Consider the following 14,526-nt stretch of genomic DNA (forward strand, 5'->3'; position numbering starts at 1 on the left):
GGAATTTTATATGTAAGAATAAAAGGCATGCTGCAAAACTAATCAGATAATTAGTTTTGCAGCATGCCATTCTTTTTGTTACATCCCAGCGAACTGGTTTTTAACTTTGGAAATTTTCTGCTGCTCTGCCTGTTCTGTGGTGTACCATCCCTTTGCGGACATTTTCTTGTAAATATCGCTCTGCATGCACAGGCTGTCATTTAATGCTCCGTCAAATGCCTGATGCACGTTCATGGTAGGGGATTCGATGGTTCCATGCAGATATAAGTCGCACACTCCCTTTGTAGTGTGGAGCAGGTTCTCCATAATACACTTGTCATCCATATGTGATTCCTCCTTACACTAAGTTATAGAAGCTGTCAAAAATCTGCTGGTGCTGTTGGAGAAGCTGCTGTGCGCAAGCTTTTAATTCCGGATCCTGCAGATTCTGTGCCGCTTCCTGGCACTGGGTTTTTAAAAAAGTCTCATGGCCAAGAGCATCTTCAATATAAGTTAATTCCTTTGGGCTCATGTTTCATCACCTCCAGTCTTAGTATGGAGGTTTTTATACAATCCATTCACTTCAAGGCTAATTCTTTTTTTGTTAAACCAGAAAACTCCCTCTGTTTTAAGGCAGAGGGAGTTTTTGAAATTAAATTTCGTTTATTTTTCTCTTTACATAGGTTGTATGCAGCAGGTGGTGAGCCTTTTCGCTTCCAGGTTCTCCAAGGTAGGTCTCGTACAATTCCTTGATTGCAGGGTTTTCATGAGACTTACGGATGGTCTTGGCAGCGTCTTCATCATAAAGGACCTTTGCACGGAGGCTGCGGATATCGGTTGTATTGCGCACAAAGCCAGGCTGCTGAGGCTGGCCGCCGCCGTTTACACAACCGCCGGGGCATCCCATGATCTCAATGAAATGATAGTTTGCTTCTCCGGATTTTACTCTGTTAAGGAGTTCTCTTGCATTGCCCAGGCCGGAAGCAACAGCAACATTTACATCCATGTCGCCTACCCGGTAGGAGGCTTCCTTGATTCCCTTTGTTCCGCGGACATCAGCGAAATCAGGCTTTTCAAGCTCTTCGCCTGTCAGGCTTTCCACGGCGGTTCTTAAAGCTGCTTCCATAACGCCTCCGGTAGTACCGAAGATAACGGCTGCGCCGGTACCAAGACCTAAAGGAGTGTCAAAATCTTCATCAGGAAGCTCTGTGAACCGGATACCGGCCTGTTTGATCATCCTGGCCAGCTCTCTGGTGGTCATGGAATAGTCTACATCAGGAGAGCCGTTGGCATCCTGGTCGTCTCTGCCGATCTCAAATTTCTTAGCGGTACATGGCATGACACTGACGGATACAATTTCTTCCGGCTTTAAGCCCATCTTTTCCGCATAATAAGATTTTGCAATAGCGCCGAACATCTGCTGCGGGGATTTACAGGAAGATAAGTTCTCTGTCATATCCGGGAAGTAGTGCTCACAGTATTTGATCCATCCTGGAGAACAGGAGGTGATCATAGGAAGAACGCCGCCGTTTTGTACACGGTCAATGAATTCATGGGCTTCTTCCATGATGGTCAAGTCGGCGCTGAAGTTGGTATCAAATACCTTATCAAAGCCCAGCCTTCTTAAAGCGGCAACCATCTTTCCCTCCACATTGGTTCCGATGGGATAACCGAATTCCTCTCCCAGCCCTGCACGGACAGCGGGAGCGGTCTGAACGATCACATGTTTTGACCGGTCTGCGATGGCAGCAGCTACTTCGTCAATGCTGCTCTTCTCATAGAGCGCGCCGGTCGGACAGACTGCAATACACTGTCCGCAGGATACACAGCTTGTTTCCCCAAGTCCCTTTTCAAAGGCAGAACCAATGATGGTGGCAAAGCCGCGTTCATTGGGGCCGATTACGCCGATTCCCTGAACCTTTTCACAAACAGCAGAGCAGCGGCGGCACAGGATACATTTGCTGTTGTCCCGGACCATATGGGCCGCACTCTCATCAGGAGTGGAAGGTGTCTTAGCGCCATCGTAATAATCATCCACTTCAACGCCCAGTTCCTTGCATAAGGTCTGTAATTCGCAGTTTCCGCTGCGGATACAGGATAAACAGGAGCGGTCATGATTGGAAAGGATGAGCTGAAGGGTTTTCTTTCTGTAGTCACGCAGCTTTGGCGTGTTGGTCAATACTTCCAGACCCGGATTAATGGGATATACGCAGGAAGCGGCCAGTCTGCCACCGTTGATTTCAACAGTACAGATACGGCAGGCAGCAATTTCATTCATATCTTTTAAAAAGCATAAGGTCGGTATCTCAACATGGGCCAGTCTGGCGGCCTCCAAAATGGTGGAGCCGGCCGGAGCGCTTACTTCCATGCCATTGATTTTTATTGTGATATTCTCCATGATCCAATTTCCCTCCATTATTTCTTGTAGACAGCGTCAAATTTACATTTCTCCATACATACGCCGCACTTGATACACTTCTCAGGATCAATGACATGTGGGTTCTTAACGGAACCGGAGATGGCGTTCACCGGACAGTTTCTTGCACAAAGAGTACAGCCCTTACATTTCTCAGCGTCAATGTGATAGGAGAGCAGCGCTTTGCACACACCGGAAGGACATGTCTTGTTAACAATATGGGCATTGTATTCGTCGCGGAAGAACTTAAGGGTTGAAAGAACCGGGTTTGGTGCTGTCTGTCCAAGGCCGCAGGCGGAGTTTTCTTTTACGTAATAGCACAGCTCTTCCAGACGGTCTAAGTCTTCCAGCGTTGCCTGTCCCTTGGTGATCTTGTCAAGGATTTCATGCATACGCTTTGTACCGATACGGCAAGGGGTACATTTGCCGCAGGATTCTTCAACCGTGAATTCCAGGAAGAACTTGGCAATGTCAACCATACAGTCGGTTTCATCCATAACGATCAGACCGCCGGAGCCCATCATGGAGCCGATTGCAATCAGGTTGTCATAATCAATGGGAATATCGTAGTGTTCCACAGGGATACAGCCGCCGGATGGTCCTCCGGTCTGGGCAGCCTTGAATTTTTTGCCGTTTGGAATGCCGCCGCCGATCTCTTCAATGATCTCACGAAGGGTGGTTCCCATAGGAACTTCCACCAGTCCGGTGTTGTGGATTTTGCCGCCTAAAGCGAATACCTTTGTTCCCTTGGATTTCTCAGTACCCATGGAAGCGAACCATTCCGGGCCGTTTAAGATGATCTGTGGGATATTTGCATAAGTTTCAACGTTATTTAAGATGGTTGGTTTGCCGAACAGACCTTTTTGTGCCGGGAACGGAGGACGTGGCCTTGGCTCACCGCGGTTGCCTTCGATGGAAACCATGAGGGCGGTCTCTTCACCGCAGACAAATGCGCCTGCGCCTAAACGAAGATCAATGTTAAAGGAAAATCCTGATCCAAAGATATCGTCGCCTAAAAGCTCCATCTCTCTGGCCTGATCAATGGCAATTTTTAAACGCTGTACAGCGATTGGGTACTCAGCACGCACGTAGATGTAGCCCTGGGAAGCGCCGATGGCGTAACCTGCAATAGTCATGGCCTCTAAAAGGGCATGAGGATCACCCTCTAAAACGGAACGGTCCATAAATGCGCCTGGGTCACCCTCGTCCGCGTTGCAGCAGACATATTTCTGGTCCGCATCGTTTTGGCTGGCCAGCTTCCATTTAAGGCCGGTTGGAAAGCCTGCGCCGCCTCGTCCTCTTAATCCGCTGTCTAAGAGAGCCTGGATCACTTCGCCGGGAGTCATCTCCGTAAGAACCTTTCCTAGAGCCTGGTATCCGCCGGTACCGATGTATTCTTCAATTTCCTCCGGGTTGATGACACCGCAGTTGCGCAGAGCGATCCTGTGCTGTTTTTTATAGAAATCCGTATCACTTAAGGCCTTGATTCCTGCCGGAGTCACTGTCTCATCATAAAGCAGTCTTTCCACAGGACGTCCTTTTAATAAGTGCTCGGTTACGATTTCAGAAATATCATCTTCCTTTACCATGGCATAGAAGGTGGCATCGGGATAAATGATCATAATGGGGCCTAAGGCACAAAGGCCGTGGCAGCCTGTCTGTACAACGGATACTTCCTCATCCAGACCCTGTTTCTTTAATTCATCTCTTAATGTTACCATAATCTGCTGGCTTCCGGAGGAAGTACACCCTGTGCCGCCGCAAACTAATACATGTGAACGATACATCCTGTTTCCTCCTTATTTGATGTCAGCTGAAGCTAACGTATAGTTTTGAACTACATGACCACCCAGTAAATGCTCCTTGTAAACTTCTTCCGCTTTTTCCGGGGTCATCTTGATATATGTAACTTTGTCTTTTCCGGGTTCCAGAATCTCAACGATCGGTTCATACTGGCATAAGCCGATGCAGCCGGTCTGAGTAACGGAAAAACGGTCTGTCATCTGATTTTCCTGAACCAGGGTTGACAATGTATTAAGAACAGGTCTTGCGCCGCTGGCAATTCCGCATGTAGCCATGCCGACCAGGATCCGTGTGCGGCCATGATCTTCACCGCGCATGCTGACCTGACCCTGCATCTTTTCACGAATTGCTTTTAATTCTTCAAGAGTCTTCATGTTATTCCTCCAATTTTCCATACTGGTGAATCAAGGGGATATGTCTGCATATCCGGTCAATTCACAAACCTAAGGCTGAAATGGTTTTCAACCTTGATCTGACGGGCCTAAACGGCCGCGCCTCCGTCTGTTTCCAATTTGTTTTCACTAAGATATTCTCTTATGTAAGCCGATACCTCAGGGGTGTCAAAGGGGATATCCCCTAAAATTTCCCGGAAATCTCTGGTGTCCAGCTCAAATGACGCTTGGTTATAACGATAGATATAGAGAAAGTCTGTGTCCGGATGGCAGGTGATAAGGGTTTCAATGGTACTGTTTATATCACCAAGAGGCATGCGGTCAATATGGGACAGTCCAAAAACAGCGGTCACCGCTGTTCCTGCTCCAGGCTCCGACTTAATGGAAAAGCTTCCGCCTGTGCTTTCCGCCGCATATTGAAAGAATGGGACGCCAAGGCCCACCTTTCTGGTTCCCCTGGTGGTAAAAAATGGATCCGTTACTTTAAGTACCTGTTCTTTTGTCATACCGCAGCCGTTGTCCTCAATGGTGACAATCAGTTTGTCTGCCTCAGTATCAACAGAAACGAGAATGGTAACCAGGGTAGCGCCTGCCCGTGTGGAATTTTCTGCCACATCCAGAATGTTTAAAGAAATCTCTGTCATCATAAGCGCAATTTTTTATTCATATTTAGCAAGAATACCAGGAACGTCATCAGCGCTCAGCCTTCCGTAAACCTCTCCGTTCACCATCATGACGGGAGCAAGGCCACAGGCACCCACGCAGCGGCAGGAGTCAAGTGAATACTTTCCGTCCGGCGTGCATTCGCCGTTGGTAATTCCGAGAAGTTCTTCAAGCTTATGGAAGATGTCTCCGGAACCCTTTACATAGCATGCAGTTCCAAGACAGACAGATATCTGATATTTACCCTTTGGCTGAAGCGCGAACTGGGCATAAAAGGTTGCTACACCATAAATTTTCTCAAGCGGTATGCCCGTTTCGTCAGAAATCATGGTCTGGACTTCGATTGGAAGATAGCCATAAATCTCCTGCGCCTTTTGCATGATAGGCATTAGAGATCCTTTTGTGTCACTTAGCAGGGAAATTGCTTCTTTTAAAGCAGCTTCCTGCTCTTTTGTCCCGTTAAACTGGACGCCTTGTGTTTTACAAGCCATTTGATAACCTCCTTAAATGTTGCTTATGCAATGTAACTGATATTTTAACATGTTATTGAGAAAAAATCTATAGTTTAATCAACATTCGACAAAAAAATAACAAACCCTCCGTGTAATATTTCTATACCGGACGGACTATTTATGGTATAATCATCAATAATGGTGCGAATTGTTTGAATAGAGCGAATGAAAGAAGGGAGAGCGTCAATATGACAGTAAGAGATGTGAAAGATAAACTGGGTGCCCGGGTTCTGGCAGGTGAGGACCATTTGGATGAAGAGGTCCGGAGTGCCTGCGGTTCTGATATGATGAGTGATGTACTGGCGTTTTCCAAGGATCATTCAGTCCTGCTTACGGGACTGTGCAACCCTCAGGTAATTCGTACGGCAGAGATGTTAGACATTGTCTGTATTGTGTTTGTCAGGGGCAAGAAGCCGGATGAATCCATGCTTCAGATGGCGGAGGAGCGAGGTCTCATCATCCTGTCAACAGGACACCGCATGTTCTCGGCCTGCGGAATGCTTTATGAGGCCGGGCTTCATGGAGGTGCTATTTAATGACGGATATGATAACATTTCATTACAGCATTTCTCCCGATGATTTTACAAGGGCGGGAGAGGCCAGCAGCGATGTGAAAAGCAAGCTGAAAAAGATGGGGGTCACCCCGGAAGCTGTTCGCAAGGTGGCCATTGCCATGTATGAGGGGGAGATCAACATGGTGATTCATGCGAAAGGCGGGGACATAACCGTTAACATAACCCCGGACCGGATCGAGATGATCTTAAATGATGTTGGACCGGGAATCCCGGATATCGGCCTTGCCATGCAGGCAGGATACTCCACTGCACCGGACGCGGTGCGTTCCCTTGGCTTTGGAGCCGGAATGGGACTTCCAAATATGAAAAAATATTCGGATGATATGGAGATCGATACAGTCATAGGAAAAGGGACGACCATTCGTATGGTGGTGAATATATAAAAGGCTTCTTCTTGGGCATACCTCTATGCCCAAAAGGCGTGGGTAATCACACGGAAACACCCTTCGGGTATACCTCTATGCCCAAAAGGCGTGAGCAATAATGCGGAAATGAGGTAATAAAGTGGATAAATTTTATCATTCGGTCAGGCTTGATGAAGAGCTTTGTATGGGATGTATCAATTGCATCAAACGGTGTCCTACTCAGGCCATCAGGGTGAGAAACGGGAAGGCACAGATCAACAGTAAATTCTGCATTGACTGCGGAGAGTGCATCCGGGTATGTCCTCACCATGCAAAGCATGCCACATATGATAAGCTTGAGGTTTTAAAACAGTATGAATATACAGTGGCCTTGCCGCCTCCATCCCTTTACAGCCAGTTTAACAATCTGGATGATGTAAATATTGTTTTAAATGCTCTTCTTATGATGGGCTTTGATGATGTATTTGAGGTAAGCGCGGCTGCGGAGCTTGTGAGTGAGGCTACCAGGGAGTATTTAAGCGAAAATCCGGACAAGCTTCCGGCAATCAGCACTGCCTGTCCTTCTGTGGTGCGGCTCATCCGGGTCAAGTTCCCGAACCTGATCCCCAATCTGCTGCCCTTAAACCCTCCGGTGGAGGTGGCGGCTATTCTTGCAGCCCAGAGAGCCATGGAAAAGACCAGACTTGAAAGAGATAAGATCGGGATTATTTTCATTTCCCCCTGTCCTTCCAAGGTCACTTATGTGAAGTCTCCTCTTGGTACAGAGCACAGCGAAGTGGATAAGGTGCTTGCCATAAAGGATGTATATCCCAGGCTTTTATCCTGTATGAAGGCGGTGGGAGATGACCCGCCTGAGATCGGGACTTCAGGGAAGATCGGGATCAGCTGGGGCCGGAGCGGAGGAGAGGCCAGCGGCCTGTTTACCGAGGATTATCTGGCTGCAGATGGCATTGAAAATGTCATCCGGGTCCTGGAGGATATGGAGGACCAGAAATTTACCAATTTAAAATTTGTGGAGCTTAATGCCTGCAACGGCGGCTGCGTGGGCGGCGTGCTCACGGTGGAAAACCCCTATGTGGCGGAGGTGAAGCTGAAACGGCTCCGGAAGTACATGCCTGTGGCAAGGAGCCACATGCAGGCAGGAGCAGAAGAACTGGTAAAGTGGACCAAGGAGGTCCAGTATGAGCCGGTGTTTAATTTAGGCGAAACCATGATGGAAAGCTTTGCAAGGCTTAATCAGGTGGAACGGCTGTTAAAGAAGCTTCCCGGCTTAGACTGCGGTTCCTGCGGAGCGCCTACCTGCAAGGCCCTGGCAGAAGACATTGTACGGGGAGAGGCAGTAGAATCGGACTGCGTTTATTTCCTCAGGGACAATGTGCATAAGCTGTCAGAGGAGGTTTCCAGGCTGGCGGCCGATATTGTGGAAGGCGACAGTGAAAGCTATGAAAAGTTTAAGGTCATGACAAAGTACATCCAGAGAATTTCTGATGAAATGACTCAGCTTGACAGAAAAGACGGGAGGAAACAAAATGACGATAAGAGAATTGATTGACAGCAATTTGTTTGAACTTGTAAATGCAGGAGAAGAGCTTGACCGTGAGATCAAAAAACCGTTTTGCTGCGATTTATTAAGCATTGCAATGGGAAGGGCAACTGAGGGGTGCGCATGGGTAACGGTGATGGGTAACATAAATACTCTTGCAGTGGCCTCTCTTGCCGACGCTGCCTGTGTGATCATGGCAGAAGGGGCTGCTCTTGACGAAGCAGCCGTAAAAAAGGCAGCGGATCAGGAGATCACGGTTTTAAAAACAGAGCTGCCCATCTTTGAGGCCGCCCTGCTGGTCTACCAAAGACTGCCCCATGATGAATCTGACCTATGATCTTCACATTCATTCCTGCTTATCACCGTGCGGGGATGATGATATGACACCGGCAAATATTGTGGGAATGGCTGCCTTAAAAGGGCTTGACGTGATCGCTGTGACGGATCATAATTCCTGTAAAAACTGTCCGGCTGTGCTTCATTTTGCAGAGGAATACGGGATCCTTGCAGTGCCTGGAATGGAAATCTGTACTTCTGAGGAGGTACATGCGGTATGCTTGTTTTCCAGCCTTGAAAGGGCAATGGAATTTGATGAATACGTGTATGAACGGCTGCTGCCTTTCCCCAATAATGAGGAAATATTTGGAAAGCAGCAGATATATAATAAGGAAGATGTAGTATGCGGGACAGTGCCAAATCTTCTTATTAACAGCGTGGATATCTCCTTTGATGAACTGTGGGATCTGGTAAGGTCTTATGAAGGTGTTATGTTTCCGGCTCATATTGACAGGTCAGCCAACAGCCTGCTCTCCAACTTAGGATTTGTGCCTCCTGGCAGCCAGTTTGCCACGGCAGAGGTAAAGGATCTTACGAAACTTCATGAGCTGAGGAAAAGGAACCCATATCTGGAGGGCTGCCGGATCATAAGCAATTCCGATGCCCACTATCTGGAGGACATTCATGAGCCCAGGCTAACCGTAGAGGCAGAGGAAAAAACCATGGATGCAGTTGTCCGGGCTCTGCTGCACCACCAGAACTTTTTTATTTAAGTTGGGAAATCTCCTTCCAATTTTCTCTTGTTTCCTGTATAGTAGTGGTTATGGCAACAGGGTTATACCCTGAGGCTATACCTCTATGCCCAAAAAGCATGGGCAGTAATAAGGAAAGGAGAGATGTGACATGAAAAAACTATTACAATGGGGCTTTGGTTTGATGACCGTAGCACTTGTGACAGCATTCGTACCGGCTACGCCGTTTCCGTCTATGGCAGATGAAACAGCATCGGGCCAGGAGGCGGCGGAAGTACGGAATGGCTGGATAGATGAAAACCTGGGTCCTGGTGTGGCCAGGTGGGTAGACGAGAATGGAAATATTTCAGAACAACCGGGTAAGCAAGGAGAAGAAGGGGGCAGTGATGAGAGTCAGAACAGCTCTGTGGCCCAGGACTTAAATGACGGAACAACATCAGAGGGGCAGCAGGAGACGGCAGCCCAGGAAAGCCAGGAACAGGTGCCGGCAGGACGCCAGATTGACCCTTCCAGGCCAATGGTGGCTCTGACCTTTGATGACGGGCCATTTGCTCCTGTGGGAAATCAGATCATGGACTGTCTGGCCCAATATGGCGGAAAGGCTACATTTTTCGTGGTGGGCAGCCGGGTTTCCGCTTATGGGGCTGAAATGCAGCGCATGGCTGCGGAAGGGCATGAGATCGGCAATCACACTTATGAGCACAAAACTCTCACAAAGTTAAACGGGGCTCAGATCCAGAGCCAGATCAACCTTTGCAATGATGCGGTACAAGCTGCCTGCGGTGTCAGGCCTTCCCTGGTAAGGCCTCCGGGAGGAGCGAAAAACAACACGGTCATTGCAAATGTCCAGGCTCCTGTCATTATGTGGAGCATTGATACGCGGGACTGGAAGACGAGAAATGCGGCAAAGACGGTAAATGCGGTAATGAGTCAGGTACGGGACGGGGATATTGTTCTGATGCATGAGCTTTATTCCCAGAGTGGGGCGGCTGCCCTTGAAATCATCCCAAGGCTTACGGAGGCAGGATACCAGTTGGTTACGGTAAGTGAGATGGCCGCGCTGCGGGGAGGAGCTGCTCCGGGCGGTGTTTATTTTCATTTTTACCCGTAAAGGCTGAATGAAACAGTATAGAATCTAATAAGAAATGGGACATGGGGCTGTAAAATAAGTCCCTCCTGAAATAGGATTCATATCAGCGAACGCTGATATGAATCCTATTTCAAATTTTATATTGATTTCGCCCGGAAAAATAATTATGATATCTTTGTTTAAGCAAAAAATGCGCACTCAATGTTACCCTTGGGAATCCAAGGGGATAAATGATTCCATCCCGCTGGCTTTTTATGCAGCTGTCAGTAACCGGCTTTTTTTATTATGATACTTGTAAAGATTATAACTACATGAAATTAAAGTGAGCTCAAGACTTACGTTCTTTTCGCCTCGTCTTTAGAGCCGTTTGTACGACTTATCCCACTTGATTACCCAAAGGTTCCCTCTGCCTGAATGCTTCGATTCATTCGCAAAAGTGCTCCATGAATGGATTCCAGGTTACTCATCACTTCTTGGTGGATTGCTGTTAATTCCTGATTCATGCATATGGTTCTGTTCCCGGATTTCTTTTTACAGCAGTCAGGCTTATATGGGCAGTCCTCACAGCTTTCACATTCGTATATTTCTTCTGTTCTTCCATACTTGTTTTTATATACTTGTTTCTTGTATTTAAACTTAAATCTTTTTCCATTCAGACAGATAAGAGCACCTGACTTATCTCTTTTAAAGTTGACAGCCCGGTATGGATCATTGTGGTATTTCTTATCCGTGGTTTCTTTTTTAAACATGGTAAACTTCATGAACTTTTCCATGCCGTGCTCTTCGCAGTAAAGATAATTATTATACGAACCATACCCGGCATCTGCAACTGGATATTTGGGATAATGTCCATAGATGCTGTTGAACTTTTCCATGAGCGGCACAAAGCATTCCATGTCAGAGGCGTAGGGTTTTACATCAACTGTTGCTATGTATTCATCACATATCGCCACCTGTAGATTGTAGGCCGGAAGGAGCTGGTCATTTCCCATATAGTCCCGTTTTATTCTCATGAAAGTAGCATCGCAGTCGGTCTTCGAATAGCTGTTTCTTTCATTTCCACATATTTCTATGTGCTTTGCATATGATTTCAGACGTTCCAGAAATCTTTGCATCTCCTGATATTGGCGCTGCTCCATACTTTTTCTGTGCCCAGTCCCTGACACAAGCTTTATCATATCCAGGCCGGTTGCTGTTTTATAGTTTTCAAGTAATTCTGTGACATAATCAATGGCATATTCATTTCGCTTTTCAAGTTTTATTCCCATATAGTCTAAAACATTTGTATTCATCGAATCAATTAATGCCGATAGTTTTTCAAAAACTTTATCACGGTTACGAAGACATGATTTTTTCCACACCCAGGTATAACGGTTCGCATTTGCTTCGATTTTTGTGCCATCAATATATGTATGCTCCAGATCCACCTGATCCTTTTTAAAAATGTAGCTGTTAATATCGGTAAAGATCTGTTCAATTGAATCCGTCAATTCATTGCGAATTAGATTCCCAAACGTCGCAAAAGAAGGAGCCTTCATATCATCAAGGAGATAGATATATCGAATATCATTCCTGCAAAGTATTTCTATTTCACGCAGAGAGCAGATGCCGTGCTCCATGAAAGCAAAGAGTATAACTTTAAGGAGTTTTTGTTCATCACATCTTGGACGACCTGTTTTGTATCCCTTCTCTACAAAATATCTTGATAGGTCAATGTGATCCATCACCTCACAAAAAGTGTATACCGGATCAGAAACATTAATTATTTTTTCGATATCTAATGGTAATTTCAACTGACGTGAGGTATAATTACCATTGGTGTGGTTTTTTAGTCGCATAATTAATTATACCAAAAAATCGCTGTGGTCTCACGACCTCAGCGATTTTTTTAGGGAAGTTTTTTTACAGCCCCATTTTTATTGTCATAATGGGAATCCTTATATAAACAGTCATTTGATTCGCTTTTCGGCGTAATCTGCCAGCAGCTTGCAGCGGCTGAATATAGGGAAAACAGCATTTTAAAAACTGCCTGTTGACAAATGAGGAAAATAATTGTATCATTGTACTAGTTGATTAATACAACAATACAAAAAGGAGGCGGTATCATGATCTGGAAACTGACCGATGACCGGCCTATATGGATACAGCTTGTTGATCAGCTCACTTTGCGCATCGTGTCCGGCGTATATGCATCCGGCGCGGCTGTGCCAACGGTGCGCGGGCTGGCCAGTGAGGCAGGTGTAAACCCAAACACCATGCAGCGTGCCCTGGCAGAGCTGGAAAGCAGGGGGCTGGTAGAAACGCGCCGCACAGCGGGACGGATTGTTACAGAGGATCTGTCACTCATCCGCAGTGTGCGGGAAGAGATTGCTTATGCGCGAATGGATGAATTTCTTGCGTCCATGCGTGCCCTGGGCTACACCGATGAGCAAACCCGGGAGCTGCTTGCAGCATGGAATAAAAAGGAGGAACATGTATGAATCAGGAGCTTATTACTGCGCGCGGCCTGACAAAGGTTTACGGTACAAAGCCCGCGCTTGACCATATTGATCTGACGGTGGGCCGCGGTCGGATTATCGGCCTTCTGGGTCCTAACGGCTCAGGTAAGACCACCTTTATCAAGCTTTTGTGCGGACTGTTACAGCCCACTTCCGGCACGCTGGAAGTAAACGGCAATGCGCCCGGCGTGGAAACCAAGTCAGTCATTTCTTATTTGCCGGACCGCATGTACTTTGCCGACTGGATGAAAGCCTGTGATCTGACCGACTTCTTCGCTGATTTTTACGTAGATTTTGACCGGGCAAAGGCAACGGAAATGTTTGCTGCCCTTGGCATCCGGTCCAATGACCGGCTGAAAACCATGTCTAAGGGTACCAAGGAGAAGGTGCAGCTTGCGCTTATTATGAGCCGGAAGGCGCAGCTTTATCTGCTTGACGAGCCCATCGGCGGCGTTGACCCGGCAGCGCGTGACTTCATTCTGAACACGATTCTGACCAATTATAACGAAAATGGCACAGTCATGCTGTCCACACACCTGATTTCCGATATTGAGCGCGTGTTAGACGAGGCTATTTTCCTGCAAAACGGCAAGGTTGTGCGCCACGACACCGTAGATAACATCCGGGAGCAGGAAGGCAAGTCAGTCGATCAGCTGTTCCGCGAAATCTTCGCCTACGGCAGCTAATAAAAGGAGGAAATAAGATGTTTGGCAAACTTTGCAAATATGAGTTCAAATCCATTGTGCGCACCCTTGCGCCCATTTACCTGGCGGTTATCGCCATATCCATTCTCAATGCGTTTATGGGCATAGGCTCTCTGTCCAACGGCTATTATGACAGCCTGATGTCCGGTTTAAGCTTTGGACACGGACTGCTTAGCCTGATTCAGACGATCTCCGTGATCGCCTACTTCGGCGTTCTGGTTGCTCTGAGTGTACTGACGCTGATCATTGTCATTCAGCGGTTTTATAAGGGTCTTCTGTGTGATGAAGGCTATTTGATGTTTACCCTGCCGGTGAAGCCCTGGCAGCTGATTGCAGCAAAGGGTACGGTGGCATTTGGGATGTCTTTAGCCAGTATCCTGACGGCTTTTGTATCCATTTTTATTCTGGTGCTGGGTGCCGCAGGCCCTTCCAGGGTTTTTACGGCAATTACTGATCCCCAGATATGGGCTGTCATCAACCGCGGGATTGCTCAGGTTCCGTCCTGGCCGCTGTTTGTGCTTGAACTGATCATTCTGGTCATTGTCAGCGGACTTGTCAAGCTTTATCATATGTACTTTTCCATGGCACTGGGCCATCTTTCCGGCAAGCACCGAATCATGATGTCCGTTGTCGCCTTTATTGCAATATCCATGCTTTTTAGCTTTATAAACGGCCTGGCAATGATCATACTGGCAAAAGTACCATCCTTTCAATCCTTCTTCCGCATGATTGAGACGATGCCCGACACACAGGGGGTGGCCTTAGTCATGCACCTGGCTTTCATCGGATCGATTATTTACAATGCAATTCAGCTTGCCATATTCTTTTTCGGCACAGAGCGCATCCTGTCCAAGCGGCTGAACTTAGAGTAATGGCAGACCGGTTTGAATGCAAACTTGGTATCTCAATCAAGATAATCAGGAAATGCTGCTCCGCAATTAATTATGTAACAATTAAT

The 14,526-nt window shown here is 47.1% G+C and carries 16 protein-coding genes and 1 pseudogene; 9 read left to right on the forward strand and 8 right to left on the reverse strand.

From position 1 onward, the window contains the following. Positions 1–78: 78 nt before the first annotated feature. The 7 genes from K401_RS0114995 to K401_RS0115025 all read right to left on the reverse strand — a co-directional run bounded on the left by K401_RS0114995 (position 79) and on the right by K401_RS0115025 (position 5,744). Complete coding sequence (locus K401_RS0114995) at positions 79–324, reverse strand: spore coat protein (RefSeq protein WP_024293706.1); 246 nt, start codon at positions 322–324, stop codon at positions 79–81. A gap of 13 nt (positions 325–337) precedes the next feature. After that, entirely contained in the window at positions 338–511 is a 174-nt protein-coding gene (locus K401_RS33225) for a hypothetical protein (protein ID WP_166435274.1), read from the reverse strand. Between the two features lie 120 nt (positions 512–631). Then, complete coding sequence (locus tag K401_RS0115005) at positions 632–2,377, reverse strand: NADH-dependent [FeFe] hydrogenase, group A6 (protein WP_024293707.1); 1,746 nt, start codon at positions 2,375–2,377, stop codon at positions 632–634. Between the two features lie 17 nt (positions 2,378–2,394). Further along, entirely contained in the window at positions 2,395–4,182 is a 1,788-nt protein-coding gene (locus K401_RS0115010) for an NADH-quinone oxidoreductase subunit NuoF (RefSeq protein WP_024293708.1), read from the reverse strand. Between the two features lie 12 nt (positions 4,183–4,194). Continuing rightward, positions 4,195–4,572 (reverse strand): (2Fe-2S) ferredoxin domain-containing protein, encoded by a 378-nt coding sequence (locus tag K401_RS0115015; protein WP_024293709.1) that lies wholly within the window; start codon positions 4,570–4,572, stop codon positions 4,195–4,197. Between the two features lie 107 nt (positions 4,573–4,679). Beyond that, a complete protein-coding gene (locus tag K401_RS0115020; RefSeq protein ID WP_024293710.1) occupies positions 4,680–5,237 on the reverse strand; it encodes an ATP-binding protein in 558 nt (185 codons plus the stop codon). A gap of 12 nt (positions 5,238–5,249) precedes the next feature. Continuing rightward, the gene (locus K401_RS0115025; protein WP_024293711.1) at positions 5,250–5,744 is read right to left on the reverse strand and encodes an NADH-quinone oxidoreductase subunit NuoE family protein; all 495 of its coding nucleotides are present in this window, start codon (positions 5,742–5,744) and stop codon (positions 5,250–5,252) included. Between the two features lie 209 nt (positions 5,745–5,953). Here K401_RS0115025 and K401_RS0115030 point away from each other — a divergent pair, with 209 nt between their 5' ends. From K401_RS0115030 to K401_RS0115055, 6 genes are all read left to right on the forward strand, one after another. Continuing rightward, positions 5,954–6,301: a DRTGG domain-containing protein gene (locus K401_RS0115030; protein ID WP_024293712.1), complete on the forward strand. Its 348-nt coding sequence runs from the start codon at positions 5,954–5,956 to the stop codon at positions 6,299–6,301. Beyond that, positions 6,301–6,723 (forward strand): ATP-binding protein, encoded by a 423-nt coding sequence (locus tag K401_RS0115035; protein ID WP_024293713.1) that lies wholly within the window; start codon positions 6,301–6,303, stop codon positions 6,721–6,723. The genes K401_RS0115030 and K401_RS0115035 overlap by 1 nt, the downstream gene beginning before the upstream one ends. A gap of 121 nt (positions 6,724–6,844) precedes the next feature. Continuing rightward, entirely contained in the window at positions 6,845–8,257 is a 1,413-nt protein-coding gene (locus K401_RS0115040; RefSeq protein ID WP_024293714.1) for a [Fe-Fe] hydrogenase large subunit C-terminal domain-containing protein, read from the forward strand. Further along, entirely contained in the window at positions 8,235–8,585 is a 351-nt protein-coding gene (locus tag K401_RS0115045; RefSeq protein ID WP_024293715.1) for a hypothetical protein, read from the forward strand. The genes K401_RS0115040 and K401_RS0115045 overlap by 23 nt, the downstream gene beginning before the upstream one ends. Then, positions 8,566–9,297 (forward strand): PHP domain-containing protein, encoded by a 732-nt coding sequence (locus tag K401_RS0115050; RefSeq protein WP_024293716.1) that lies wholly within the window; start codon positions 8,566–8,568, stop codon positions 9,295–9,297. The genes K401_RS0115045 and K401_RS0115050 overlap by 20 nt, the downstream gene beginning before the upstream one ends. Positions 9,298–9,427: 130 nt before the next feature. Beyond that, positions 9,428–10,387: a polysaccharide deacetylase family protein gene (locus K401_RS0115055; protein WP_024293717.1), complete on the forward strand. Its 960-nt coding sequence runs from the start codon at positions 9,428–9,430 to the stop codon at positions 10,385–10,387. Positions 10,388–10,618: 231 nt separating this feature from the next. On the opposite strand, the pseudogene K401_RS31295 reads toward K401_RS0115055, so the two are convergent. Further along, positions 10,619–12,204, reverse strand: a pseudogene (locus K401_RS31295) (transposase). 267 nt (positions 12,205–12,471) lie between these two features. On the opposite strand from K401_RS31295, the gene K401_RS0115070 reads away from it, so the two are divergent. The 3 genes from K401_RS0115070 to K401_RS0115080 are packed head-to-tail and all read left to right on the forward strand — an operon-like array spanning position 12,472 to position 14,440. Then, positions 12,472–12,846, forward strand: a complete 375-nt coding sequence (locus K401_RS0115070; protein ID WP_024293718.1) for a GntR family transcriptional regulator — start codon at positions 12,472–12,474, stop codon at positions 12,844–12,846. Continuing rightward, complete coding sequence (locus K401_RS0115075; RefSeq protein ID WP_024293719.1) at positions 12,843–13,550, forward strand: ABC transporter ATP-binding protein; 708 nt, start codon at positions 12,843–12,845, stop codon at positions 13,548–13,550. The genes K401_RS0115070 and K401_RS0115075 overlap by 4 nt, the downstream gene beginning before the upstream one ends. Positions 13,551–13,567: 17 nt before the next feature. Then, positions 13,568–14,440 carry a hypothetical protein gene (locus K401_RS0115080; protein WP_024293720.1) on the forward strand — a complete coding sequence of 291 codons (873 nt, stop codon included), beginning with the start codon at positions 13,568–13,570 and terminating at the stop codon, positions 14,438–14,440. The last annotated feature ends 86 nt before the right edge of the window (positions 14,441–14,526 follow it).

The sequence above is a fragment of the Lacrimispora indolis DSM 755 genome (assembly GCF_000526995.1).
Taxonomy (GTDB): Bacteria; Bacillota; Clostridia; order Lachnospirales; family Lachnospiraceae; genus Lacrimispora; species Lacrimispora indolis.

Excerpts from the sequence above, each read along its gene's own strand:
- K401_RS0114995 (WP_024293706.1), bottom strand. The coding sequence starts at position 324 with ATGGATGACAAGTGTATTATGGAGAACCTGCTCCACACTACAAAGGGA.
- K401_RS33225 (WP_166435274.1), bottom strand. The coding sequence starts at position 511 with ATGAGCCCAAAGGAATTAACTTATATTGAAGATGCTCTTGGCCATGAG.
- K401_RS0115005 (WP_024293707.1), bottom strand. The coding sequence starts at position 2,377 with ATGGAGAATATCACAATAAAAATCAATGGCATGGAAGTAAGCGCTCCG.
- K401_RS0115010 (WP_024293708.1), bottom strand. The coding sequence starts at position 4,182 with ATGTATCGTTCACATGTATTAGTTTGCGGCGGCACAGGGTGTACTTCC.
- K401_RS0115015 (WP_024293709.1), bottom strand. The coding sequence starts at position 4,572 with ATGAAGACTCTTGAAGAATTAAAAGCAATTCGTGAAAAGATGCAGGGT.
- K401_RS0115020 (WP_024293710.1), bottom strand. The coding sequence starts at position 5,237 with ATGATGACAGAGATTTCTTTAAACATTCTGGATGTGGCAGAAAATTCC.
- K401_RS0115025 (WP_024293711.1), bottom strand. The coding sequence starts at position 5,744 with ATGGCTTGTAAAACACAAGGCGTCCAGTTTAACGGGACAAAAGAGCAG.
- K401_RS0115030 (WP_024293712.1), top strand. The coding sequence starts at position 5,954 with ATGACAGTAAGAGATGTGAAAGATAAACTGGGTGCCCGGGTTCTGGCA.
- K401_RS0115035 (WP_024293713.1), top strand. The coding sequence starts at position 6,301 with ATGACGGATATGATAACATTTCATTACAGCATTTCTCCCGATGATTTT.
- K401_RS0115045 (WP_024293715.1), top strand. The coding sequence starts at position 8,235 with ATGACGATAAGAGAATTGATTGACAGCAATTTGTTTGAACTTGTAAAT.
- K401_RS0115050 (WP_024293716.1), top strand. The coding sequence starts at position 8,566 with ATGATGAATCTGACCTATGATCTTCACATTCATTCCTGCTTATCACCG.
- K401_RS0115055 (WP_024293717.1), top strand. The coding sequence starts at position 9,428 with ATGAAAAAACTATTACAATGGGGCTTTGGTTTGATGACCGTAGCACTT.
- K401_RS0115070 (WP_024293718.1), top strand. The coding sequence starts at position 12,472 with ATGATCTGGAAACTGACCGATGACCGGCCTATATGGATACAGCTTGTT.
- K401_RS0115075 (WP_024293719.1), top strand. The coding sequence starts at position 12,843 with ATGAATCAGGAGCTTATTACTGCGCGCGGCCTGACAAAGGTTTACGGT.
- K401_RS0115080 (WP_024293720.1), top strand. The coding sequence starts at position 13,568 with ATGTTTGGCAAACTTTGCAAATATGAGTTCAAATCCATTGTGCGCACC.